The sequence below is a fragment of the Marinobacter sp. C1S70 genome (genome assembly GCF_000475355.1).
In the GTDB taxonomy this organism is placed as follows: domain Bacteria; phylum Pseudomonadota; class Gammaproteobacteria; order Pseudomonadales; family Oleiphilaceae; genus Marinobacter; species Marinobacter nauticus.
The window spans coordinates 1-22518 of sequence record NZ_AXBW01000060.1 but is presented as its reverse complement, the minus strand read 5'-3'; the positions used below and the strand labels follow the sequence as shown (position 1 = coordinate 22518).

Below are 22518 nucleotides of genomic sequence, written 5' to 3'. Positions count from 1 at the left end.
CGTCATAAAATATCGTAACCACTAGCCGACAGCAGGCAAGCTACAATCTTCTGAATCATGGATGTGATATGAGGCATAGCTGCGGTTATGAGTCACAACGAGGAAAGCCCGGGTGTCGGGTCGGGTTCTGGCGAACAGGACTCAACAACGGCCCTGATTGAAGCCATCAATATCCGCAGCATGTCGTTGATTGTGCTGACCAGCATCGCCTCCCTGTATTTTATCGACTGGGCCCAGCCTGTTCTGCTGCCGCTTGTGGTCGCAGTTCTGATCAGTTACGCCCTGGATCCGCTGGTGGCAACACTGGATCGGATTCACATACCCCGTCCATTGGGTGCAGCTCTGGTTCTTTGCACACTGATAGCGATTCTGGCGGCGGCAAGTGTGCCGCTCAAGCAGGAAGCCATGGCCATGCTGGACAAGATCCCCCAGGCCATCAAGGAGCTTCAGCGTGAAGATGCGTCTACGTCCGAGGATGAAGAAAGCATCATGGAAAAAGCGCAGATTGCCGCCAAGCAGATTGAGGAAACCGCCGAGAACCGCGAGGGGAAACCGGCTGTTCAGGCCGGCGTGACACCCGTACGGGTGGTGGATGAGCCGATGGACGTTCGCGACTATGTCATCCGCAATTCGCCGGCCACAATAGTTCTTATTTCCCAGATGTTTTCTGTGCTTCTACTGGTGTTTTTCCTGCTTTCCGTCGGCAAGCTATACCGGCGCAAGATCGTTAGAATATCAGGCCCGACGTTTCGGCGTATGCGCAAGGCGGCGCGAATTATGAACGAGCTGCATCACCAGGTACGTCGGTTCCTCTTTGTCATGGTCATCAGTGCGCTTTTTGTCGGCATTCTCACCTGGCTGGCATTCCTGCTATTGGGGGTTGAGCAAGCGGCTCTGTGGGGCGTGGTGGCTGGAATTGCCAGTGGCGTGCCGTATCTGGGGCCTTTCCTGGTTCTGGTAGGCTCTGGGGTGGCCGCATTCCTGCAGTTCGGCGAGCTCAATACTGCCGTGATTGTTGCGCTTACATCGCTGGTCATCACCAGTATTCAGGGGAATCTGCTGATGCCGTGGCTGACGAGTTACGTCTCCAGTTTGAATGCCGTCGCCATTTTATCGGGTTGTTGTTCTGGGGTTGGTTGTGGGGGCCAGTGGGCTTGATTGTGGCTACGCCCATTCTCATGATCGCAAAATCCGTGTGCGATCATGTGGTGAACTTTCGTCCGGTAGGGGAGCTGTTGGGTAAATGATTCGGGTGTGACCACAGCTTCAATCCTTGATGACTTCTCGCTCGAATCGGCCAAGCACGACCACGATAATCAGTGAAAGCACCGTCACCATGCTGGCAAGCGCCAGGGTGCCAAGGCCGCAGGCTACACCAATGGCGCCGGATACCCAGATGGAGGCTCCCGTGGTAATGCCCTGAACATTGCCGCGGCTCTGGATGATGCTGCCGGCGCCCAGAAAGCCAATGCCGCCAATCACGCCTTCGACAATGCGTGTGGGGTCAATTCGGGCGGAAGGGTCGCCTTCCGCCGTGGCGAGCAAAATGTGCATGCCCATCATGATGAATGCGGATGCCCCCACGGAGACGAGCATGTGCGATCGCAGTCCCGCTGGCTTCCCTCGTAGTTCACGTTCAAGCCCAAGCACCAGTGCCAGGCCAGCCGCCATAAGCAGTCGAATGACCATGTCCATTAAGGGGATTTCGCTTTCCAGCACAGATCGTCTCCTGGTCTTTCAGTTTTGTTTGTATCTGCTCACGCAGATTAGCAGGTAAGGCCGGGATCGTCCTTTTATGAGGTTACTGCCGACACGGTTCCGTGCCATATTGGCAATTCCATATCCTCGGGATCTTCGTTGGGGCCACCGGTCCGGCTCTTGAATGAGCCTTCCTCAATCGGTATCCGGAACAGCGCGGTTGCCTGGCGCTCCTTCTGGTTCGGTGCCCGTACCTGCTCCCAACGCCCTGGCTCAATCTGGTTGATGATGGCCCGGAATGCGGCGTCGAATTCTGCAGTGTCCTCTACGAGTTGGGCGCGGCCGAACAACACCAGAGATTCGTAGTTGGCGCTGTGGTGGTACGCAGACTTGGTCAAAACCCATTCATTGGTGACGGCAAACGAGATGCAAAGGAGTTGGCCCGAGCCGAGGCGTTTTGACAACCGGCCTCCATTGAGGGTGTGAACGTACAGGTGGTCATCCATTCGCCAGGCGGTAATCGGGATGATTCGGGGCTCGCCGTCCTCCACAAAGCCCAGGTGCGCGGTTTTGAGTCGGTCAATCAGCGTATAGGCAACCTGGCGGTCCACCGACGCTCTTTTGGTGGCCCGCCTCACGGTGCTCCTTGGGCAGGACGTGAGAGGTGAGGCTAGTTGAGTATCTGGCTGATTCATTCGCTGGTCCTCAAAGTTGTAGGTTGGACAGTTGCGTTCTATTTCACGTCACTTCTGATACCCTCAAAAGACCCAGATTGTGTTTTTTTATAGGACCAGTGGTTGTGATTGATGATATTCGGTTTGATGCTGACCAACCTCTGCAGCTTCAGCTCTATCGACAGTTGGCTGATCGAATTCTGGCTCAACGTTATCCTCCGGGACACCGGTTGCCGTCCAGTCGCCAGATGGCGGAGGATCTTGGCGTCAGTCGGAACACAGTGAATGCGGTCTACGATCAGTTGAAAGCAGAAGGCTTCCTTCAGAGCCAGGCAGGTAGGGGAGTATTCGTTCACGAGGATATCGGGTCGGCTATCGAACCGGCTGGAAAAAAATTGCAAATACCCTCTGGCGGGAGTTTCCGACTGCCTTCACTGCCAGACAGGGTGCGTGGGACTCCCCGCAGAGCGGAAGATGCCTGCCTGCCATTTCAGCCCGGCCTGCCGGATCTCGATGCCTTTCCCGTCAACGCCTGGAACCGCGTGCTGCACCATCAGGAAAGCCGGCGGGGGCTTCGCGGTTATGACAGTACTCAGGGCTACCTGCCGCTGCGGACGGCCATTGCGGACTACCTCCGAACGTCGCGTGGCGTGCGTTGCCATGCCGATCAGATAGTGATCACCAATGGTGCGCAGCAGGCTTTGTCGTTGCTGGCGGATGTGTTTCTGAGCCCCGGCGATCGTGTCCTTTGCGAGAATCCGGGCTATCGAGGTGCCCGCAACGCGCTGGGGCGCCTTGGCAACCCGTTGGTGCCCATTCCCCTGAAAAATCAGGTTCTTGATGTGACCGCTTTGCCACATCTGGGCTCGGCCAGGTTGCTGTTCTGCACCCCCACCCATCAATATCCCATGGGGGGGATTCTGGACCTCTCCCAACGGATGGCCCTGGTGCAGTGGGCTCGGCAGAACGATTGCTGGATAGTGGAAGACGACTATGACAGCGAGTTTCATTTCTTCAACAAGCCGTTTGCGGCGGTGCAGGGTATGTTCGACAATGCGCCGGTACTTTACGTGGGAAGTTTCAGCAAAACGCTGCTGCCGGCATTAAGAGTGGGATATGTTGTTCTTCCGGAGGAAGTAGTGGAGCCGGTGCTCTGGGCCAAACAGGTCAGTGGTGGCGAAACGCCCTTGCTGATACAGGCCACTATTGCCGAGTTTATGGAGAGTGGCCAGTTCGTTCGACACGTTCGCCGGATGCGTCAGTTGTATCGGGACAAGTGGCAGTACTTCCAGGACGCGGTGCAGAGGAAACTCGGGGATCTGGTGCACCCGGTGGCCGAGAGTGCGGGTATGCATCTTGTGCTTGAAGGCCGGTTTGATGACTCAGCCTTGAGTGGATGGCTGAGAAAACAAGGCTTTGGCAGCACGCCATTGAGTGCGCACTACATCGGAGATACCGCATCATCCGGTCTGGTCATGGGGTTTGCCAGTGCCGGTGAGCGGGAAATGGAGGATTGCGTCAGCATCCTCAGAAGCGCGTTAACCCGAATGTAACCGCAGCTTGTAATTGACTCAAAATCCGTCGGAATAGCAAAGGGAAGCAGCATGACAACACCATCCGAGGCGAGACAGCGCGCCATTCTGAATCGTCTTGACCGGTTCAGTCGTCTGATGGACAGCAGCATCGGCCTTCCATTTACCAGGTTCCGGATTGGCATAGAGGCCATCATCGGGCTGTTACCGGTGGTTGGTGATATGGCTGGCCTGATCCTGTCGGGCTATGTGCTGGTAGAAGCGCAACGGGCGGGCGCCAGCAAGGCTGTGAAGTTAAGAATGCTCAGAAATATGGTCATCGATTTTCTGGGTGGCCTGTTGCCGGTGGTGGGAGATGCCTTTGATGCCGTGTATAAGGCGAATACTCGCAATACCAGACTGCTGAGAAACTATCTTGAGAAGGAATTGGCGATTGAACCACCGCCACCGCCGTTCCCCTGGGGAACGCTGATTGGGTTGTCGATTCTGTTTGCCGTGATAACCGGTGGTTTGTCGCTCATTCTTTGAACACCCGAACTGACTATGGATAGAGCATGATGCTGGACGCACTTCAGGCCAATGGCCTTATGCAGATACTACTACTGACATTGATGGCCGGTCTTGCAATGCCTGTGGGCGCAGCACTGGCATCGGTGGAGCGTATTCACCCGCGCTGGCTGGAAACCGAGGTGCGGCACAGTGTGATCGCGTTTGGTGGTGGCGCGCTGCTGGCGGCGGTTGCGCTGGTACTGGTGCCAGAAGGGATGGCTAACTTGCCCATGGTGGGTATCGTTGTCTGTTTTTCCGGAGGCGGTATCAGCTTTATGCTTCTGGATCGATGGCTGGCTGCCAACGGCACGCCGGCGAGTCAGTTGGTGGCCATGCTTTCGGATTTTGTGCCGGAAGCCATGGCCCTCGGCGCCACTTTTTCGGTGTCCAGTGAGGGCGGAATTCTGCTGGCGGGCATCATTGCGTTGCAGAATATTCCGGAGGGCTTTAACTCCTATCGGGAACTGGTGGACGCAACCCATTATCGAGGATTGAAGATTGTGGGTGCCCTGGCGCTGATGGCGTTGCTTGGGCCGGTGGCCGGTGCCCTTGGCTACTTTCTGCTGTCGGATGCCCCGAGTCTGGTATCCGGCATCATGCTGTTTGCGGCAGGCGGTATTCTCTACATCATTTTCCAGGACATAGCGCCTCAGGTACGCCTGAAAAAACACTGGGCGCCACCATTGGGTGCGCTTGCAGGCTTTCTGCTTGGGGTGATGGGAGAGGTGGCGTTATCCGGATAGGGGACGTTCCGGCGTAGTTTGGCTATCATTCTGCCCTTCATGCGTTGTTTACTTTTTTATTATCCCAGAACAGGAGACTAACCGTGGCGGATACATCACTTAAGGAAAAACTTTCCAGCGCAGTCAAGGACGCAATGCGGAGCAAGGACAAAGACCGCCTGGTGACGCTGCGTATGGCTCAGGCTGCGGTGAAGCAGATTGAGGTCGACGAGCGCCGGGAGCTCACTGATGACGATGTTCTGAAGGTGCTGGACAAGATGTTGAAACAGCGCCGGGACGCCGCTGCACAATATGATGACGCAGGCCGGGGCGAACTGGCAGACAAAGAGCGCTCGGAGATGGTGATCATCGAGGAGTTTATGCCTGCCGCGCTGTCTGAGGACGATCTGGATGCGCTTATCCGCGAAACCATTAACGCGACGGGAGCCTCCGGTATGCAGGACATGGGAAACGTGATGAATGAACTCAAGCCTCAGGTGCTCGGCCGGGTGGATATGGGGCACCTGAGCAAGAAAGTTCGAGCTGCGCTGGCGGGTTAAGCCAGCGCTGGGACCACGGCCTGGTCAGGCGAAGTCGTAGTCTCCACCTTTCTCCAGTGCTCTCTGGTACGCGGGGCGCGCATGCACCCGCGCTACCCAGGCCTTGATGTTTGGCCTGTCGTTACCAACGATGCCCCTTGCGACGGATGCCTCCAGAGGAAAGCTCATCTGAATATCCGCCGCACTCAGCTGTTCCCCAAGAAACCAGGTGTTTTTGGCCAGTTGTGACTCCACGAAGTCCAGGTGGGTCTTGATCATCGGGCCGATAAAAATCTGGTTGGTTTTGTCCGAAATTCCTTTGGCGATCGGCTTGATAAAGAACGGCATTGGGCTGGTCTTCACTTTTTCAAACACCAGGCGCATGACCAGCGGTGGCATCAGCGAGCCCTCGGCATAGTGCATCCAGTAGGTGTAATCCAGCCACTGCTGGCCTCCGGCTTCGGGCAGCATGGTGTCTTTACCATAGGTGTGCGCCAGATATTCGATGATGGCACCGGATTCGGCAACCACCAGATCTCCGTCGGTGATGACCGGGGACTTTCCGAGGGGGTGCACCTTCTTGAGACTGGCTGGTGCCAGCATGGTTTCAGGGTCGCGCTCATAGCGCTGGATCTCGTAGGGTACGCCCAGTTCTTCCAGCATCCAGAGAATGCGTTGTGAACGTGAATTATTGAGGTGGTGAACTGTGATCATTCGGAAGCTCCGTTCCCGTTTTATAAGTGGTCAGGGTAGTACAGTAGGCTGAAAAAGGCTGATTGGTTCACTCGAAATGTAGTATTCCGCTGTTACCTATCCCTGTTGAAAGTGGCGCATGATGGATATGCATTGTTGATCAAACAGGGAGGAATGAACATGTCGAATAAAAAACTGTTGCTGCTGGCCGGCGATTTCACCGAAGACTACGAGACCATGGTGCCGTTCCAGGCACTGACCATGCTGGGCTACGAAGTACACGCGGTTTGCCCGGAAAAGAAATCCGGCGACAGCGTGAAAACCGCCATCCATGATTTTGAAGGTGACCAGACTTACACCGAAAAGCCGGGTCATAACTTCGCGCTCAATTACGATTTCGATAAGGTTCAGGTTGATGACTATGCTGGGCTGGTGATTCCCGGTGGTCGGGGCCCGGAGTACCTGCGCCTGAATGAGCGGGTGATTGAGATCGTGCAGGCGTTCAACAACGCGGGCAAACCCATTGCGTCGGTTTGTCATGGCGCCCAGATCCTGGCGGCCGCTGGTGTGCTGGAGGGGCGCGAGTGCAGTGCCTATCCTGCCTGTGGGCCCGATGTGAAAATGGCGGGTGGTCGTTACATGGACATTCCGGTCGATCAGGCTCACGTTCAGGGCAACCTGGTGACGGCTCCGGCCTGGCCTGCCCATCCGGCATGGCTGTCAGCGTTTGCTAAACTGCTTGGTGCTGAGATCTCGATCTAGTCTTAACCCGGCAGCCTCCGCTGGAGGCTGCCGTTATCACAGGAGACCGACTCCATGTGTGAACTCTATGTGAAAGCCGACCCGATCCTGTTTGAAAGTCGGTCCCGTTCTCTCCGTATCCGGGGGGTGGTCACAACGCTTCGGCTTGAGAACCAGTTCTGGGATATTCTCCGGGAGATTGCCGAAGTGGACGGCATGACCACCAATCAGCTCATCACCAAACTCCACGAAGAGGTGATGGAACTGAGAGGTGAAGTAGAGAACTTCGCCTCCTTTCTCCGTGTAAGCTGCACACGCTATCTGGCGCAGCGCGAAGCCCGTCCCGTTCCCCTGATAACGGCTCATTCATCGGGTAAGGCCCAGTCCCGGGTCGCGTCGGTCCCTTGAATTATCCGCCGTCCGGGCGCAGCTAGTAGGGTAGGTTCATTTCACACAACAGACAGGGGAGGCACCCCATGCATGTATTCATTGCCGGAGCCAACGGGCAGATCGGGCGTTTTCTATTACAGGAAATCGCGGATAGCAAGCATGAGGCACGAGCACTGGTTCGCCACGCAGACCAGGGGCCGGAGTTGCAGCAGCTCGGTGCCACGGAAACGGTGATTGGCGACCTGGAGCAGGATTGCAGCGAAGCGATGCGGGGCTGTGACGCCGTTGTCTTTACGGCCGGGTCCGGCCCCCATACTGGTCCGGACAAGACGGTAGATGTGGACCAGGATGGCGCGATTCGCCTCGTGGATACCGCCAGGGCCATGGGCATCAAACGTTTCATCATGGTCAGCAGTATGCGAGCTGAAGAGCCCGAAAAAGGCCCTGAAAAGCTTCAGCATTACCTGCGTGCCAAGCGTAATGCCGATGAACACCTGAAAAGCAGTGGTCTGAATTACACCATTGTGCGCCCTGGCCGACTTACCAATGACGATGGCAACGGTAAGGTGTCTGTCAGCGAGCGACTGGACGCGTTCGGAGAGATTCCTCGCCAGGACGTTGCCCGGGTTCTGTTGGCTGTGCTGGATTCTGACAATACCGGCAATTGCGTTTTTGATGTAGTGTCTGGAGATGTGCCGGTGCGTGATGCGCTGGCGAACCTGTAAGCCGCATCCGCCGGCATGATCAACAAGAGAGCCGCAATGAGCGATAACCCGTTAGCCTCGATTCTGGAAATGGATGGCGAAGAACGCTATGACTATTTTCTGGATGCTGTGGTGGAAGAGCGTGAGCTCTGGATACTGGTCAATGGCGATAACCAGTTTCTCAAAATTGTCTCGGAGGAAGATGGCGTCGGGTATCTCCCCGTGTGGCCCGGTGAGGACTTCGCGGCGGATTACGCAGGGCCTTCGGGTGACCTGAGCCCGAAGGCGATTTCATTGCCGGACTTCTTCAAGAAGTGGGTGCCCGGGTTAAGCCGTGACGGGCTTGAGGTGGGTGTTTTTCCGGGCGCCGACAGTGAGCTATGGATAACGCAGCCGGAAGAGCTGAAGCAGGATCTTCAGGAAGTGTTGTCGGGATCTTTCTGATCCCGGCTACACCAGAAAATTCCCCCTCTCTGATACGGTCAGTTCCACTTCTTCGCTTCGATCCTTCAGGGCGACCCCTGAGATGCCCAGTCGCCTGGCTTCCCTCAGAAGGTAGATCACTTTCTCGCTCGCCTGTTCCACCCCCAGTCCGGCAGGGCGGATATTGGATACGCAGTTGCGGCGGGCGTCTGGCAGCCCCGGCTCGGGATGATGAGTAAGGTAGACGCCGAGGCTGTCGGGTGAGCTGAGCCCCGGTCGCTCGCCGATCAGTACCACCACTTGTTGTGTCTGGAGCACCTGACCTATGTGGTCGCCAATCGCTACGCGCCCCTGTTCTACCAGCAGGGGTGCTGCAACCCGCCACTCAGGGTCGTCATGGGTCAGTTTCCGGAGGAAGCTGCGCATGAACGCCGGGGCGTTTTGCTGCACGGCTCTGGCTGACAGTCCGTCGGCGATCACTATGGCCAGATCAGGGGGCTCAGCAGAGCCTGTTTTCGACGATTGTAGACGGCTGCTGGATGATTCGCTCAGAACACGCCCCAGATCCGGCCTTTGCAGGTAGCCGGCCCGGTCTGGTGCCTGGCTCTGAAGTTGAATCGGTGGGCCCAGGGCCGACATCTCGGGTATCTGCTGAAATTCGACGATCAACTGCTCAATATCCAGTGGATGGTGCACGGCATCCCTGGCGCGGGCATGTGCCAGCTGAAACTCAAGAAGCTCTGCTGTGGGGAGGCTGACGCCCGCCCTGCCAAGGCCGATGCGGGCTGGGGTGTACTGGCGCAGACCTCGCCAGGGGTTGTGAACGACGGTCGGGAACTTTGAGTCGGTCATGGTTATGCTCTCCTTCGCGGGCCGGAGAGGCTGTGGCGGAAGGCCGCTGGTATGTCGTTATTCAGCGACACCCGATCCGAATCCTCGAAAATCTGCATGGCACGCAACCATTGCTCGAACTCCGGTGCCGGTTTCAGGTTGAGCACACGGCGGGCGTAAAGGGCGTCGTGGAATGACGTAGTCTGGTAATTGAGCATGATGTCATCTGACCCTGGAATGCCCATGATGAATGTGCATCCGGCGACTCCGAGCAGCGTCAGCAGGTTATCCATATCATTCTGGTCGGCTTCGGCGTGGTTGGTGTAGCAGATGTCGCAACCCATCGGCAGCCCGAGCAGCTTTCCGCAGAAATGATCCTCCAGGCCTGCCCGGGTGATCTGCTTGCCATCATAGAGATATTCCGGGCCGATAAAGCCGACCACCGTATTCACCAGCAGCGGGTCAAAATGGCGGGCGACCGCGTAGGCCCTGGCCTCGCAGGTTTGCTGGTCAAGGCCGTGGTGAGCATTGGCGGAGAGGGCGCTACCCTGACCGGTTTCAAAGTACATTACGTTTTGGCCGACGGACCCGCGTTTCAGGCTCAGGGCGGCTTCCTGGGCCTCTTTCAGGGTGGCGAGGTTGAATCCGAAACTCTGGTTGGTGGCTTCGGTGCCGCCTATAGACTGGAAAACCAGATCTACGGGCGCCCCCTGTTCGATGGCTTCGAGGGTGTTGGTCACGTGAGTAAGCACACAAGACTGAGTTGGAATGTCGTAGCGCTGGATTACCTCGTCGACCATGGTCAGTAGCCGCTTGGTTTGAGCCACGTTATCGGTCGCTGGATTAATGCCGATGACGGCGTCGCCATTGCCATAAAGCAGGCCATCAAGAATGCTGGCGGCGATGCCTGCCATGTCATCTGTAGGGTGGTTCGGTTGCAGCCGGGTGGAAAGGCGCCCCGGCAACCCGACGGTGTTTCGGAACGCTGTGGTTATCTGGCATTTCTGCGCAACCAGGATCAGATCCTGGTTGCGCATGAGCTTGCTGACCGCCGCCACCATTTCAGGCGTCAGACCGGGGCGTAGTCGTGCCAGCATCTCCGGCGAGGCGTTATCGCTCAGAAGCCAGTTCCGGAAATCGCCGACCGTCAGGTGAGAAACGGGGGCGAAGGCGGCGGCGTCATGAGAGTCCATGATCAGGCGGGTTACCTCATCCGTTTCATAGGGAATCAGGGCGTCGGTCAGAAATGTCTTGAGTGGCAGGTCGGCCAGACACATTTGTGCCAGTACCCGCTCTTCAGCCGACGCTGCGCCAACGCCGGCGAGATGATCGCCTGAGCGCTCTGGCGTTGCCTTTGCCATCAAGGTCCCCAGGTCCCTGAAATCCATGGTCTGAAATCCCATACGGTACGTATACTGGCCACTCATGGTCTTCTCCTTTAGTCCCGGGGGGGCGACTCTGGCGTACCCACGATCAGATTCCTTTAACTACACTGTAGTTTCTTGAAGCGGATGCTGTCTCTCAATTTGCCAACCGATTGGGCAACTGACTCGGCCTAAGGTTCTACTGCCCTGAATTGCGACAGGTGCTAGACTTGTAATCCCTGCAGGTGTAAGGAAACCCTCAATGGCGCTTGGCCGTTTGCTGCTCGTTGTGTTGATGCTGTCGCTTGTTTCTCTCCCCGCCATTGCTCTGGAATCGGTTGCGCCGGGAGAGCAAGGTGTGGTGCTGACAGACTTTCCCATCGAATACTTCATTGATGGATCGCAAACGAAGGACTACGAAACCGTTCGGCTTGAGTCTTTCGACCAGACCATGAGCACCACCACCCTCGGTACCCGGGCGGCGGTGACCTGGTATCGGGTTTCATTACACAACCCAGGCCCTGATGACCGTTCGCTGTTTCTGCACCTTCCCAAGGCTTATCACGTTCGTTCAATCGATATTGTTGAAGAGCGCTCCTCACGCGTCGTCAATCGGCTTTCCGTTAACCTCAATGAGGCTGACGCCCACCCTGCCATGTATCGGGGAACACTGGTGTATCCGTTCGAACTGCAAGCCGGGAAAACGACGGTTGTGTATGTGCGTAGTCACGCATACTCACACCAGTGGTTCTCGTTGAAGGTATACGATGACGAGAATTCCCGGCGGGCGCTGGCCGGCGGGCACCTCGATATTGCCCTTATGGTGGGGATGATGCTGGCGCTGGTGTTCTATAACGGCCTTTTGTATTTCGCCACCAGCAAGAAGGAAAACATTTACTACTCACTCTATCTGATTTCAGGCCTGGTCTGGATCGCTCTGTCTTACGGTTTGGTGGCGAAGGCGTTCAACGCTTACGGCGACGCAGTGTTTGTCCTGAATCTCTCTTTGATAACCATGCCGATTTTCCTGCTGTTGTTCATGATGGCCATTTTCGAAACACATGAGTATTTCCGCACCGAACATCGCGTGCTTCAGGGTATGCTGGCATTGCTGGTGGTGACGTTTGTTTACGGCCTGTTTGATATCGCGACGGCCCTGAAGCCTGCCAGCAGTCTTGCCGCCCTGATGATGGTAGTGACCTTCTCCGTGAGCATTTCGCTGTTCAGGAAGGGGCACCCTCTGGTCAAATTTTTCCTTGTTGGTCACACCTTTTTTGTGGTGTTCAACGGGTTTGCCGTTCTGTATTACAAAGGTCTGGTTGAACCGAACTACATCAATAGTCATGGAGTCGGTATTGGTATTGTTCTGGAAGCGCTCACCCTGGCTTTCATTATTTCTTACAGAATCAAGGTGTTGGAGGATATCCGGTCAAAGCAGGATGAACTGAAACGCCAGGCCTCGACGGACCCTCTGACACGGCTCTTCAATCGCCGGTATTTCATGGCGGAGGGAGAGTACGTGCTGGAACAGGCCCGGACCTCGGGTGAGCCGTTGTCGGTTATAGCCATTGATATCGATCATTTCAAAGCGGTCAATGACACCCATGGCCACAATGTGGGCGACCTGGTTCTGGTAGAAGTTGCCTCGGTATTTCGTCAGTTCAGCCGGGACAGGGATCTGGTCGCGCGCTTCGGTGGTGAGGAATTCGTCATTCTCCTGCCGGGTGCGGATCTGGCAGAGGCGTTTGGCTGTGCTGAACGTATCAGGAACGCTGTCGAAGCCATGATGATTGATGGAGGCGATGGGTTGGTGGTTCAAGTCACAGTAAGTGTCGGTGTGGCTGAGGTAAACCCCCTTCTGGAATCTGTGGAGGGGGCGGTCAAACGGGCCGACCATTCACTGTATGAAGCCAAGGCCGGGGGCCGCAACCGGGTTTGTGGCTATGATGGTCCGGCCGGCAAGGCCCTACCCACCTGAGAGTGGAGATCCTCCAATGGCGTCCCGCACATTAAGAAGCGCTAATCGCGTTGTTTGAACCCTGTGCTAGAGTTGGAGTGACCGTGGTTGCTTTTGGATACACGCAGCCATAGCCGAAATAGCAGTAATCATACTGATAAGGAGGCAAGATGATGGAAGCGAAATCCGGTCAACAAAATGAGTACGAACAGGTACGTGAGGATCTGCGCCGTCTTCAGGAAGATATGGCCAAGCTGACCAGAAGCGTCGCTGAAGGCCAGAAGAACAACATCAGTCATCTCCGAGACGAGATACGCCGCGAAAGCCGGGAAGCGTTTGACCAGGTAAAGCGGCGGGGCGATGAAGCCCTTGATCGCGCAAAGGATGTCAGCGGCAAAGCGGTGGAAAACGTGGAACACAAAATTGAGGAGCGTCCCTTCCTCAGTATTGTTCTTATGTTTCTGGCCGGGTTGTTGGTGGGTCGCTTGTTGGATCGCTGATGATGCCTGACTCGGCCTGGTTGCAGGGCGCGCTGCGCAAGGTAGTCGCGGCAGTTCTGGGTTTACTGCTGGCGCTGGTTTTGCTGGTGGCCCTGCTCATTACCGGTTTTTACATGCTCGTCAACGCCGCCACGCTGGCCCTGGCTCCTGTCGTGGGAGAAGCTGGTGCGATGGCGATGACGGGTTTTTTCTGTATTCTTCTGCTCGTGCTTTTTTTCTATCGCATGACACGGCCGGCCAAATCTCGCGCACAGGCCGATGCCGGCGAAAGTTCAGGCATGTCATCGCCGGTAGAATCTTTACGGAACCTGATTCGAAAGAACCCTCTGGAATCGGCCTCCATTGCTTTTGTGCTGGGCATTGCCGAACAGGGAGATCCCCGGTTGAAGTCTCTGTTGCTTCAGGGCGGTATGGTTTTGATGAAGGAAGCTGAAGCTGAACGTGCTGCTAACCCCGAGCATACCTCTGGCTCACAACCTTCCGATAGCAAGTCTGAAACAACGCAGTAACAGACCAAGAGCAAGACATGCCACCATCATCAATACAGTCCAGCCTACCCGGTGCGAGGGAGAATAAGCCCGCACTCTGGTCATGGGCGCTCTATGACTGGGCCAACAGCGCCTTCTTCACGATCATTCTCACGTTCGTCTTTGCTCAGTATTTCAGCGTCTCGGTGATTCAGGATGAAGTGGCGGGCACGCGGGCATGGGGCAACATCGTTGGTATAGCTGGGGTGGTGATTGCCATACTTGCTCCAATTCTCGGTGCTATTGCCGATCAGTCAGGCCGGCGCAAACCCTGGTTGATCAGTTTTACACTCCTGTGTGTGATTTCGTCGGCCATGTTGTGGACGGTGACGCCGGATAAGAGTCAGTTCTGGACGGCCGCTCTGTGGGTGGGGTTGGGTACACTCGGGGCTGAGTTCGCTTTCATCTTCTATAACTCGATGTTGCCGGATCTGGCTCGGCCGGAGCGTACCGGACGGTGGTCTGGCTGGGCCTGGGGACTGGGTTATGTGGGCGGTATCGCCAGTCTGGTGGTGGCGCTCTACGGCTTTATCGAAGCGGACGGCACGTTTTTTAACCTTGATCGAGACGCCGCAGAGCACGTGCGGGCAACCTTTGTTCTGGTGGCCGTGTGGTATCTGGTATTTGCCTTGCCGGCGTTCTTTTTTATCCCGGATCGTCCGTCAACCGGTTTGAGTCTGGGGGCGGCGACGCGGGCCGGACTGGCCCAACTGAAACAATCCATTGCTCATGTACGGCAGTACCGGGACATCGTGCGGTTTCTGATTGCGAGGATGCTGTACACCGATGGCCTGGCGACGATTTTTACCTTCGGTGGCGTCTATGCTGCCGGCACGTTCAACATGAGCCCCACTGAAGTGCTGCAGTTCGCCATTGCCCTGAACGTCACTGCCGGGCTGGGGGCACTGGGCTTTGCCTGGATTGACGATGCCCTGGGTGGTCGCAATACCATCCTGCTGTCGCTGATGGGCCTGGGCTGCAGTGCGTTCGCGATTCTGGTGGTGGATGGGGCCACCGCGTTCTGGATATGGGGCATGATTCTGGGCATTTTCGTGGGGCCGCTGCAATCGGCCAGTCGTTCTCATCTGGCCCGTGTGGCCCCGCCGCATCTGCAGACTCAGATGTTCGGCCTGTTCGCCTTCTCCGGGAAGGCAACCGCGTTTGCCGGCCCGTTGCTGGTGGGTTGGGTGACGTCGGTTACCGACAGCCAGCGTTGGGGCATGAGTACGATCTTGCTGTTCCTGGTGATTGGATTCGTGCTGATGCTGAAGGTGCCTGCGACTGAGGCCCAAAAAGCGGAGGACTGACACGGTATCTGCGCGCCACGGCGTGACAACCGTGCTGGTGGGGAGCTGCTCCTTGAGCATGGTGTGCAGTGACTACGAGGACGCTTCGGATATCTTTACGCGCTTAGAGATGGTACCGAGGGAGCGGGTGCTGCCTATTCTGAAAGCCCACAAGACCAGGCCGACTGGTTCGGTGTGGATGCGGGCAAGATTCGTGAAGGGGACCGCGCGGATGTTGTGGTTATTGATCCGGCGGGGTTCAATCAGGACCTTGAGCAGGTGCACTGGGGCGAGATGGAAAACTTTGATCTGCAGCGTTTGGTCAATCGCAACCCCGGCATTGTAAAAACGGTTCTGATCAATGGACGGCTGGCGGTCGACGACGAGCAATTCTCGCCGTCATTCGGTCGTGAAATGGGTTATGGACGGTTTATCCCGGCGAGGTAATTAATCAGGTTATGGCCAAGGCCTCTTTTGCTAGAAAGTCACTGCGGCTGATGTTCTGGGTAGTTGTAGCCGCACTGGTGCTGATGTTTTCAATTATTCTGCTGTTCAGGTTCGTGAACCCACCGACTTCTGCCTTCATGCTGGGTTATCAGATGGGTGATGCCCGCGAGCCTTTGCAGCACGAATGGGTGCCAATATCTGAGGTATCCGAATGGATGGCGCTGGCGGTGATCGCCAGTGAAGACCAGCGATTTCCGGAGCACCACGGGGTTGATTTCAAGGCTGTTCATAAGGCGGTCTCTGAATATCAGGCTGGAGAGGGCTTGCGAGGTGCCAGTACCATCACGCAGCAAACGGCCAAGAATCTGTTTCTCTGGAATGATCGAAGCTTTGTCCGAAAAGCCATCGAGGCGGGTCTGGCACTTGCAATTGATGCGATCTGGCCTAAACAGCGGATTCTTGAAGTCTATCTGAACATCGCAGAATTTGGACCGGGCATCTACGGTGTGCAGGCAGCCAGCCGCGCCTACTACCGAATTCCGGCGGGCGTGCTGTCGCCACTCCAGGCTGCGCATCTCGCTGCAGTCCTTCCTAACCCGAACGTGTTGAGCGTGCTTTCGCCCACGCCTTACGTCCAGGAACGAGTGGCCTGGATTGAGGGGCAGATGGCTCGGCTATCGAGGGCGGGGTATCTCGCCGAAATCAACGCTGGCAGGTAATGCCAAACCGTTGTTTATGGTTCACCGGCTCTTTGATGAGTGGGCCTCGCTCCGGCACTGGGATGGTGTCATACCAAACCGGGCTTTGAATGCCCGGCTGAATTGGCTGGCGTCGTTGAAGCCGCAGGCGAGAGCGATGGCAGTGATTTTGGTGGTTGATTGGCGCAGATGATCGCGTGCCCGGATGAGCCGTTGTTCCTGTACATATTGGTAGGGGGCGCAGCCAAACGTGGCCCGGAACAGTCTTGCGAAATGGTAGGGGCTGAGATTCACCCAGCCGGCCATTTCCGACAGTGTGAGAGGCCGGTCCAGTTCCGCATGAATCTGCTCCTGTAACAGTCGCCGGTACTGATGGGACAGTTGCCCGGTAACTGCGGGCGGTGCTTTGGCGACGCTGGCGTGTCTGCTGACCACCTGTAGCAGGAGCCTCTGAATCATGCCCATTAGTGCCCATTAAGGACTGACTGTATTGATATGGGGTCTGACCTGGACGGCGATTCGACTGCAGGTCGAACCTGCGGCTGTGGATTTGGCAGTGTTCTATCGCTTTATGATGGCTTCTGTGGTTGCACTTGAGGTTCTTGCCGTTACCCGGCGGCTGAGCAGGTTGACGCCTGGCCAGCATGGCTTCCGTTGTTTACGGCCAATGCCTGGGCAATGGTTTATGGAGCACTTGTTCTCGGATTGTGGTGCCTGATCCAGGGGGTAGAGTGGATGCTGCCTGCCACCTCAGTATTCTGGGGAGCGACCGTGTTCCTTGCTGTACCCGGCTCTATTGGGGCGTTCTACTGCTACATTACCGTCATTCAGGTGCTGGGCGCCGACAAGGCAGGCTATGCCGCGGTACTGTTCCCGGTTGTCGCTCTTTCGGTCTCCACCTGGCTGGAGGGATTCGAGTGGACGACGCCGGCTATGCTGGGCGCCCTGCTGGCCATATTGGGAAACTACGTGTTGTTTCGCCCCGGCAAGCGTCAGAGCGTCAGCGCAACCAGCGTTCCCGAGCAACGGACCTGACTCTGTTGCTATGGGCTCACTTTGTCGTGCAGGACTCATCGCACCCGTTCGCACCGATCTCTTTGGGGGCCATTTTTAAAAACACACCCAGTGCGGCCAACAACAATGCTGTACTCGCAATAATCGCAACCGGATAAACGAGATTCCCCGCCAAATCAAGCTGGCTGTATTTGATGATCATGATCAGTCCCTCAAGCGACATGGCCACGCAAACGGTACTGATGAAGCGGGGCAGGGTGCGGCGCATCATAGTCACTATATCGTGAGTTTCTGAACGGCCGCTGTATTCCGAGCGGATCACCATGGCCAGTTCGTAAACGGCCAGTGCGATAATGCTGCCGTTAACGCCATTAATCATGGCCTGCATCAAGGGCTCATCGGAATTCAGGAGTTCAAAGACATCGACGATGGTTGCTGCCACAAGAGCGAAGGCCAATCCGAAAAACAACCAGGAGAACAGCCTGGCGAACAAACCGCGTACTGGAATACTTCTCAACCTGTCGAGCATGCGTTTTCACCGTGACCTGTGGATGTGATGAGACAGGCTACGGATATTTCGTAAAGGCTGCGATTACAGGTTGCACACAGCGCGGTAACCTTGAAGCAAAGGGCGAGTTGATTATTTTACCTCCGCTCATCGCCAGGCCTTGTGGTTGGGCCGTTCACACCGGCTATCCTTGGGTTGCCAACACAGTTATCCACAGATTCTGTGGGAAAACTCTTTGCTGTTTGATCATTGTTTCGCCGGTTGTGGAGAATGTTATTGAAACCATAACTCGGCGCTTTCAAGGCGTAGTCAAGGCTAAGGTCGCAAAGCGAACATTCAGATGGCATGCCCTAGCGAAAGCGATTCCCGTCGACTTTCTCGGCTGAACAGTCCCTCAAAGACTTCGCCAACGCTGAGTAAAGAAATCCAGGAACACTTGGATACGTGACGCCAACGTGGTGTTTCGATAATAAACCGCGTTAACCAACTCTCTCGGATTTGGGCGGGCAACGTAATCATCTAGCATTTCCACCAAGCTTCCCTTCCCGAGATCCTCGGCAATCATGAAACGAGAGAGATAGGCTATTCCATTGCCTTGCAGGCAAAGTTGGCGAACAGCTTCACCACTGCTCGCTCGAATCGTTGGTCTCATCCTCATTCCCTCGCCCAGATGCCAAATGTTCAACGACTCAGGAGCGGTAAAGCCAATGATGTCGTGTTCTTGGAGGTCGGCAGGCGCGTCACAATCACCTCTACGTTTCAGATACTCCGGTGATGCAACCACTGACAGTGGCGAACGACCGAGTACCCGGGCGTGCAGAGTTGAGTCATCTAGTGGGCCGATCCGTATTGCGATGTCGATCCGGCGTTCCAGGAGATCCACGATCTGGTCACTGGCCGTCAGTTCGAGCTCAATGTCCGGATAGGCCTCCCTGAATTCGCGCACGTGCGGAACGATCTGATGTAACAGGAACGGATTTGCGGCATCCACTCTTAACCGTCCGGCTGGCCGTTGCTTGCGAATAGCTAACTGCTCCTCAGCTTCCTCAAGCGCGGCCAAACCACCCCGCACCTTTTCTACAAACAAATGCCCTTCCTCTGTCAGCGCCACCTTGCGGGTCGTTCGATTCAAAAGTGTGGTGTTTAAGGACGCCTCTAGCCGTGTAACCGCTCGGGAAACCCGAGTCACGGACACCTCCAGCTGCTCCGCTGCGCCACTGAAGCTGCCACTGTCCACCACTGAGAGCAGAAAATAGAGATCATCCGACCTGCTTTTCATTTTCAATATCCGCAAAAGTATTTTTCTAAAAGCGTTGTTTATCGCAAAAGTATGAAAGAGGACACTAGGCAGCGTCAATCAACTCCAATGGAGAACCGTTATGCCTATTGCATTATTTGCGCTGACATTAAGCGCCTTTGCAATCGGGACCACCGAATTCGTGATTGTCGGCCTGGTCCCGACCATCGCCCAAGATCTGGGCGTTACCCTGCCTTCAGCCGGCCTCTTGGTCAGCTTGTATGCCCTTGGTGTCGCCGTTGGCGCGCCTGTCCTTACTGCACTCACAGGACGCTGGAATCGGAAGTGGGTTCTGCTGTCCCTGATGAGTCTTTTCATCATCGGTAATGTGCTTGCCTGGATGGCCCCGAATTACGCCTCTCTGATGACCGCTCGAATCCTGACGGGGCTCGCCCACGGTGTGTTCTTTTCGATTGGCTCAACGATTGCGACCAGTCTTGTTTCAAAAGACAAGGAGGCCAGCGCAATAGCCATCATGTTTACCGGTCTGACTGTGGCTCTGGTCACAGGCGTTCCTCTAGGCACGTTTATCGGGCAGACCTTTGGCTGGCGCGCAACCTTCCTGACCGTGGCTGCACTTGGCGCAATCGCTCTGGTTGGCAGCGCCTTGCTTGTGCCCAAAAACCTGAAGCAATCTGCTCCAGCGACACTGCGCCAACAGCTTGAAGTCATTACCCATCCCAGACTGCTGCTCGTGTACGCAATGACCGCAGTCGGCTATGGCGGCACCTTCACGGCATTCACCTACCTCACGCCAATTCTGGAGGATGTCACCGGGTTTGCTTCTGGCGTCGTCAGTATCTTGCTGCTGGTTTATGGCGTATCCGTAGCAACCGGCAACATCTGGGGAGGCAAGTTGGCAGACCGCCTTGGGCCGACCTCAGCTCTGTACATCATCTTTGGCGGCCTCGCGGTCATCCTGTTTGCACTCACGTTCAGCGCCTACAACCCCATCGCAGCCATCATCACGTTACTGGTTTGGGGTGCCTTCGCGTTCGGTAATGTGCCTGGATTGCAGGTGTATGTCGTGCAACTGGCCGAGCGTTATACCCCGCACTCTGTCGATGTTGCATCCGGCTTGAACATCGCTGCATTCAACATCGGCATTGCAGGTGGCGCATGGCTTGGCGGCCATGTCGTCGAAGATATGGGGTTGATGAATACGCCCTGGATCGGTGGCGTCATCGTTCTCAGTGCGCTTCTCCTGACACGGCTTTCAGCCTCGTTGGACAACCGTCAGACAGCAACCGCATAAGACGTGAAAGGCCTCCCGAGAGGGAGGCCCAAAGAGGTTTGTTATGACCATTTCAAAGTTGACTTCAGGGCCATTGACCGTTGGCCTTGAACTGCCCTTGGATAATGATTGGACTCAGGAAGGCCAGCGCCAACGGATGCTGGACAAGCGACCTTTTGGTGTGCCGGATCTCAGCGAGCATCAATCGCTGGCCAGACTGGCCGATGAACTGGGATTCCGGGCTCTGTGGATTCGAGATGTTCCCCTATACGACCCGTCGTTCGGCGATGCCGCCCAGGTGTTCGATCCGCTGGTGTATCTGGGATTCCTGTCGGGAGTAACCCGGAACATTCTGCTGGGCACGGCGGCAGTCGTTCTACCGCTGCGCAGCCCATGGATCGTGCGCAAATCCGCGGCCTCGGTTCAGGCACTGAGTCATGACCGATTGATGCTCGGCGTGGCAAGCGGAGACCGTCCCTCGGAATACCCATTGTTTGGTGCGGACTATGAAAATCGTGGACAAGCCTTCCGCCACAGTGTGGAGATCTTGACCGGCAAACAGGATTCGCGATTGTCACCAGGCCAAGCGATCCTACCCGATACTCGAACACCCCCGCTGTTATCTGCCGGATTATCACAGCAGTCGCCGGAATGGATCGGTCAGCATATGAGTGGCTGGCTGGCATATCCGGGAACGCCGGAGGAGCACGTTCATCGCGCCAACCTGTGGCGCAACGTCGCCGGTGACAAGCCATATGTGTCCTTTATTCACTTGGACTACCTCAACGATCCCAAGGCGCCGCGTAGACGTCATCGCTTCGGCCTTCAAACCGGGCGGGATGGCCTGATCCGGGAGCTGGAGGAAATGCAGAGTGCTGGCGTGAACCACATTGGACTTCATTTCCGGCGTAATCAGGCGCCGGTGGATGAGTCACTACGACTCGTTGCCCAAGATGTTCTGGGAGTGTTTCATGAAACAAACTGAGAGACCAATAGCTTGGGGCGTGGTGGGAAAAGACAGACCCGCCATCGCCCTTCAACGGAAGAATCTGAATTCTATACCGACCCCAGGCCCGGAAGATGTAGTCATCCGGAATGAATACATCGGCCTGAACCCGGTTGATTGGAAAATGATCCGGAACTGGCCGGCGAATTGGAATATCGGTCACGTACCCGGCGTTGACGGCGCAGGCACTGTGCTCAGATTGGGCGAAAACGTGAAGGGTCTTATACCCGGACAAAGGGTGGCCTACCACCAGGATCTGTACCGGGACGGCAGCTTTGCCAGCCACACCGTGGTCGATAACAGGGCTCTATTGAAAGTTCCGGACACCCTGCCGCTGTTACTGGCAGCTTCTCTGCCCTGCCCATTGATGACCGCCTGGCAGGCGATCGAAAAAGTCCCGCGTCGACCGGAAGCCAATGTCCTGATTACAGGAGCTGGGGGCATGGTTGGACGCTTTCTGATTCAGCTGGCCGCGCAGCGGAATTACCGCGTAACAGCCATGGCTTCGCCCCGCCATCACAAGACGCTTCGTCAGTTGGGAGCCGAAAGCGTGATTGCCTGGGACACCCAGTCGCTTAAAACCCAGTTTTTCGCTGTGTTTGACACCGTGAACGCCCAGCATGCTGCGTCGATGGCCGACTGGATTGAAGCGAATGGCCACCTGGTTTGTATTCAGGATCGTCTGGAAACACCGCCGGTGCCAGCGTTTGATAAGGCCATCTCTCTGCACGAAGTCGCTCTGAACGCACTGTTTCGCGTTGGCACTGATCGCCAATGGGCTCAATTCCGCCAAGCCGGAGAAGACCTTCTCACCATGGTGGCCCATGAAAACCTGCGAGCACCGGAGCCGCGCATCGAAGCCATGGCAGCACTTCCTGAGGCGCTGGAGGAACTCACAACTCAGGATCGTCCACTTAAGACGGTCATCGACGTCCGTCACTTTGCAAATGAGGAGTAACCCATGACAACTGCTATTCCAAACCCCGGCCTTGGCACCTTCCGCCTGAAAGGCGACGACCTGGAATCCGCTGTCACCGAAGCGCTTGATCTGGGTTACCGTCACATTGATACCGCTCAGATTTACGAAAATGAAGGTGAAATCGGGGACCTGCTTTCTGTCTCCGGCATTGATCGGTCGGAGCTCTTCATCACCACCAAGGTTTGGTGCATATTCCGGCCCATCG

The 22518-nt window shown here is 56.2% G+C and carries 27 protein-coding genes and 1 pseudogene; 20 read left to right on the top strand and 8 right to left on the bottom strand.

Annotated features, from left to right (window positions below; translation table 11 throughout):
• The first annotated feature begins 87 nt into the window (after positions 1-87).
• Positions 88-1158: an AI-2E family transporter gene (locus tag Q669_RS14415; RefSeq protein WP_022992819.1), complete on the top strand. Its 1071-nt coding sequence runs from the start codon at positions 88-90 to the stop codon at positions 1156-1158.
• A gap of 108 nt (positions 1159-1266) precedes the next feature.
• On the opposite strand, the gene Q669_RS14410 is transcribed toward Q669_RS14415, so the two are convergent.
• Together Q669_RS14410 and Q669_RS14405 are read right to left on the bottom strand one after the other, a co-directional pair.
• Positions 1267-1719, bottom strand: a complete 453-nt coding sequence (locus tag Q669_RS14410; RefSeq protein ID WP_011786395.1) for an MgtC/SapB family protein — start codon at positions 1717-1719, stop codon at positions 1267-1269.
• 74 nt (positions 1720-1793) lie between these two features.
• Positions 1794-2309, bottom strand: coding sequence for a pyridoxamine 5'-phosphate oxidase family protein (locus tag Q669_RS14405; protein WP_022992818.1), 516 nt, complete (start codon positions 2307-2309; stop codon positions 1794-1796).
• Positions 2310-2497: 188 nt separating this feature from the next.
• Between Q669_RS14405 and Q669_RS14400 the strand changes: the two genes are divergently transcribed.
• The 4 genes from Q669_RS14400 to Q669_RS14385 all read left to right on the top strand — a co-directional run bounded on the left by Q669_RS14400 (position 2498) and on the right by Q669_RS14385 (position 5735).
• Positions 2498-3925, top strand: a complete 1428-nt coding sequence (locus Q669_RS14400; protein WP_036149823.1) for a PLP-dependent aminotransferase family protein — start codon at positions 2498-2500, stop codon at positions 3923-3925.
• 51 nt (positions 3926-3976) lie between these two features.
• Positions 3977-4432: a DUF4112 domain-containing protein gene (locus Q669_RS14395; protein WP_022992816.1), complete on the top strand. Its 456-nt coding sequence runs from the start codon at positions 3977-3979 to the stop codon at positions 4430-4432.
• Between the two features lie 26 nt (positions 4433-4458).
• Positions 4459-5196, top strand: coding sequence for a ZIP family metal transporter (locus Q669_RS14390; protein ID WP_022992815.1), 738 nt, complete (start codon positions 4459-4461; stop codon positions 5194-5196).
• 83 nt (positions 5197-5279) lie between these two features.
• Positions 5280-5735: a GatB/YqeY domain-containing protein gene (locus Q669_RS14385; RefSeq protein WP_011786390.1), complete on the top strand. Its 456-nt coding sequence runs from the start codon at positions 5280-5282 to the stop codon at positions 5733-5735.
• A gap of 24 nt (positions 5736-5759) precedes the next feature.
• Here Q669_RS14385 and Q669_RS14380 read toward each other — a convergent pair whose 3' ends face one another.
• Complete coding sequence (locus Q669_RS14380; protein ID WP_011786389.1) at positions 5760-6428, bottom strand: glutathione S-transferase family protein; 669 nt, start codon at positions 6426-6428, stop codon at positions 5760-5762.
• Positions 6429-6587: 159 nt separating this feature from the next.
• Here Q669_RS14380 and Q669_RS14375 point away from each other — a divergent pair, with 159 nt between their 5' ends.
• The 4 genes from Q669_RS14375 (at position 6588) to Q669_RS14360 (ending at position 8686) form a co-directional block, all read left to right on the top strand.
• Positions 6588-7169: a DJ-1/PfpI family protein gene (locus Q669_RS14375; RefSeq protein ID WP_014422317.1), complete on the top strand. Its 582-nt coding sequence runs from the start codon at positions 6588-6590 to the stop codon at positions 7167-7169.
• A gap of 54 nt (positions 7170-7223) precedes the next feature.
• On the top strand, positions 7224-7556 hold the full coding sequence (locus tag Q669_RS14370) for a ribbon-helix-helix domain-containing protein (RefSeq protein WP_011786387.1): 333 nt from the start codon (positions 7224-7226) through the stop codon (positions 7554-7556).
• A gap of 68 nt (positions 7557-7624) precedes the next feature.
• Complete coding sequence (locus Q669_RS14365) at positions 7625-8263, top strand: SDR family oxidoreductase (protein ID WP_022992813.1); 639 nt, start codon at positions 7625-7627, stop codon at positions 8261-8263.
• A gap of 36 nt (positions 8264-8299) precedes the next feature.
• Complete coding sequence (locus tag Q669_RS14360; RefSeq protein WP_022992812.1) at positions 8300-8686, top strand: DUF2750 domain-containing protein; 387 nt, start codon at positions 8300-8302, stop codon at positions 8684-8686.
• Positions 8687-8692: 6 nt separating this feature from the next.
• Here Q669_RS14360 and eutC read toward each other — a convergent pair whose 3' ends face one another.
• Together eutC and Q669_RS14350 are read right to left on the bottom strand one after the other, a co-directional pair.
• Positions 8693-9517, bottom strand: coding sequence for an ethanolamine ammonia-lyase subunit EutC (gene eutC / locus Q669_RS14355; RefSeq protein ID WP_022992811.1), 825 nt, complete (start codon positions 9515-9517; stop codon positions 8693-8695).
• 2 nt (positions 9518-9519) lie between these two features.
• Entirely contained in the window at positions 9520-10923 is a 1404-nt protein-coding gene (locus Q669_RS14350; RefSeq protein WP_022992810.1) for an ethanolamine ammonia-lyase subunit EutB, read from the bottom strand.
• 199 nt (positions 10924-11122) lie between these two features.
• On the opposite strand from Q669_RS14350, the gene Q669_RS14345 reads away from it, so the two are divergent.
• The 6 genes from Q669_RS14345 (at position 11123) to mtgA (ending at position 16296) form a co-directional block, all read left to right on the top strand.
• Entirely contained in the window at positions 11123-12838 is a 1716-nt protein-coding gene (locus Q669_RS14345; RefSeq protein ID WP_022992809.1) for a diguanylate cyclase, read from the top strand.
• A 149-nt stretch (positions 12839-12987) separates the two neighbouring features.
• Positions 12988-13317, top strand: coding sequence for a DUF883 family protein (locus Q669_RS14340; protein ID WP_011786381.1), 330 nt, complete (start codon positions 12988-12990; stop codon positions 13315-13317).
• 20 nt (positions 13318-13337) lie between these two features.
• Positions 13338-13826, top strand: a complete 489-nt coding sequence (locus Q669_RS14335; RefSeq protein ID WP_227501119.1) for a hypothetical protein — start codon at positions 13338-13340, stop codon at positions 13824-13826.
• Positions 13827-13843: 17 nt separating this feature from the next.
• On the top strand, positions 13844-15151 hold the full coding sequence (locus tag Q669_RS14330) for an MFS transporter (RefSeq protein ID WP_022992807.1): 1308 nt from the start codon (positions 13844-13846) through the stop codon (positions 15149-15151).
• A gap of 174 nt (positions 15152-15325) precedes the next feature.
• Positions 15326-15577, top strand: a complete 252-nt coding sequence (locus Q669_RS14325; protein ID WP_022992806.1) for a hypothetical protein — start codon at positions 15326-15328, stop codon at positions 15575-15577.
• An 11-nt stretch (positions 15578-15588) separates the two neighbouring features.
• Entirely contained in the window at positions 15589-16296 is a 708-nt protein-coding gene (gene mtgA / locus Q669_RS14320) for a monofunctional biosynthetic peptidoglycan transglycosylase (RefSeq protein ID WP_011786377.1), read from the top strand.
• Positions 16297-16317: 21 nt separating this feature from the next.
• Here the strand turns inward: mtgA and Q669_RS14315 are convergent, their stop codons facing one another.
• Positions 16318-16734 (bottom strand): helix-turn-helix domain-containing protein, encoded by a 417-nt coding sequence (locus Q669_RS14315; RefSeq protein ID WP_227501118.1) that lies wholly within the window; start codon positions 16732-16734, stop codon positions 16318-16320.
• 22 nt (positions 16735-16756) lie between these two features.
• Between Q669_RS14315 and Q669_RS20150 the strand changes: the two are divergent.
• Positions 16757-17310 (top strand): annotated as a pseudogene (locus tag Q669_RS20150) (EamA family transporter).
• Between the two features lie 16 nt (positions 17311-17326).
• Here the strand turns inward: Q669_RS20150 and Q669_RS14305 are convergent.
• Both Q669_RS14305 and Q669_RS14300 read right to left on the bottom strand, forming a co-directional pair.
• Complete coding sequence (locus tag Q669_RS14305) at positions 17327-17731, bottom strand: hypothetical protein (protein ID WP_224849668.1); 405 nt, start codon at positions 17729-17731, stop codon at positions 17327-17329.
• Between the two features lie 460 nt (positions 17732-18191).
• Complete coding sequence (locus tag Q669_RS14300) at positions 18192-19076, bottom strand: LysR family transcriptional regulator (protein ID WP_022992803.1); 885 nt, start codon at positions 19074-19076, stop codon at positions 18192-18194.
• Between the two features lie 100 nt (positions 19077-19176).
• Here Q669_RS14300 and Q669_RS14295 point away from each other — a divergent pair, with 100 nt between their 5' ends.
• From Q669_RS14295 to Q669_RS14280, 4 genes are all read left to right on the top strand, one after another.
• Positions 19177-20349 carry an MFS transporter gene (locus Q669_RS14295; RefSeq protein ID WP_022992802.1) on the top strand — a complete coding sequence of 391 codons (1173 nt, stop codon included), beginning with the start codon at positions 19177-19179 and terminating at the stop codon, positions 20347-20349.
• 43 nt (positions 20350-20392) lie between these two features.
• The gene (locus Q669_RS14290; RefSeq protein WP_022992801.1) at positions 20393-21313 is read left to right on the top strand and encodes a TIGR03571 family LLM class oxidoreductase; all 921 of its coding nucleotides are present in this window, start codon (positions 20393-20395) and stop codon (positions 21311-21313) included.
• Positions 21300-22292, top strand: coding sequence for an alcohol dehydrogenase catalytic domain-containing protein (locus Q669_RS14285; RefSeq protein ID WP_081698941.1), 993 nt, complete (start codon positions 21300-21302; stop codon positions 22290-22292). The genes Q669_RS14290 and Q669_RS14285 overlap by 14 nt, the downstream gene beginning before the upstream one ends.
• 3 nt (positions 22293-22295) lie before the next feature.
• A partial coding sequence (locus tag Q669_RS14280; protein WP_036149822.1) for an aldo/keto reductase occupies positions 22296-22518 on the top strand: 223 nt, incomplete at its 3' end.

Excerpts from the sequence above, each read along its gene's own strand:
- Q669_RS14375 (WP_014422317.1), top strand. The coding sequence starts at position 6,588 with ATGTCGAATAAAAAACTGTTGCTGCTGGCCGGCGATTTCACCGAAGAC.
- Q669_RS14315 (WP_227501118.1), bottom strand. The coding sequence starts at position 16,734 with ATGATTCAGAGGCTCCTGCTACAGGTGGTCAGCAGACACGCCAGCGTC.
- Q669_RS14380 (WP_011786389.1), bottom strand. The coding sequence starts at position 6,428 with ATGATCACAGTTCACCACCTCAATAATTCACGTTCACAACGCATTCTC.
- eutC (WP_022992811.1), bottom strand. The coding sequence starts at position 9,517 with ATGACCGACTCAAAGTTCCCGACCGTCGTTCACAACCCCTGGCGAGGT.
- Q669_RS14340 (WP_011786381.1), top strand. The coding sequence starts at position 12,988 with ATGATGGAAGCGAAATCCGGTCAACAAAATGAGTACGAACAGGTACGT.
- Q669_RS14350 (WP_022992810.1), bottom strand. The coding sequence starts at position 10,923 with ATGAGTGGCCAGTATACGTACCGTATGGGATTTCAGACCATGGATTTC.
- Q669_RS14370 (WP_011786387.1), top strand. The coding sequence starts at position 7,224 with ATGTGTGAACTCTATGTGAAAGCCGACCCGATCCTGTTTGAAAGTCGG.
- Q669_RS14285 (WP_081698941.1), top strand. The coding sequence starts at position 21,300 with ATGAAACAAACTGAGAGACCAATAGCTTGGGGCGTGGTGGGAAAAGAC.
- Q669_RS14395 (WP_022992816.1), top strand. The coding sequence starts at position 3,977 with ATGACAACACCATCCGAGGCGAGACAGCGCGCCATTCTGAATCGTCTT.
- Q669_RS14330 (WP_022992807.1), top strand. The coding sequence starts at position 13,844 with ATGCCACCATCATCAATACAGTCCAGCCTACCCGGTGCGAGGGAGAAT.
- Q669_RS14390 (WP_022992815.1), top strand. The coding sequence starts at position 4,459 with ATGATGCTGGACGCACTTCAGGCCAATGGCCTTATGCAGATACTACTA.
- Q669_RS14295 (WP_022992802.1), top strand. The coding sequence starts at position 19,177 with ATGCCTATTGCATTATTTGCGCTGACATTAAGCGCCTTTGCAATCGGG.
- Q669_RS14300 (WP_022992803.1), bottom strand. The coding sequence starts at position 19,076 with ATGAAAAGCAGGTCGGATGATCTCTATTTTCTGCTCTCAGTGGTGGAC.
- mtgA (WP_011786377.1), top strand. The coding sequence starts at position 15,589 with ATGGCCAAGGCCTCTTTTGCTAGAAAGTCACTGCGGCTGATGTTCTGG.
- Q669_RS14360 (WP_022992812.1), top strand. The coding sequence starts at position 8,300 with ATGAGCGATAACCCGTTAGCCTCGATTCTGGAAATGGATGGCGAAGAA.
- Q669_RS14345 (WP_022992809.1), top strand. The coding sequence starts at position 11,123 with ATGGCGCTTGGCCGTTTGCTGCTCGTTGTGTTGATGCTGTCGCTTGTT.
- Q669_RS14415 (WP_022992819.1), top strand. The coding sequence starts at position 88 with ATGAGTCACAACGAGGAAAGCCCGGGTGTCGGGTCGGGTTCTGGCGAA.
- Q669_RS14290 (WP_022992801.1), top strand. The coding sequence starts at position 20,393 with ATGACCATTTCAAAGTTGACTTCAGGGCCATTGACCGTTGGCCTTGAA.
- Q669_RS14365 (WP_022992813.1), top strand. The coding sequence starts at position 7,625 with ATGCATGTATTCATTGCCGGAGCCAACGGGCAGATCGGGCGTTTTCTA.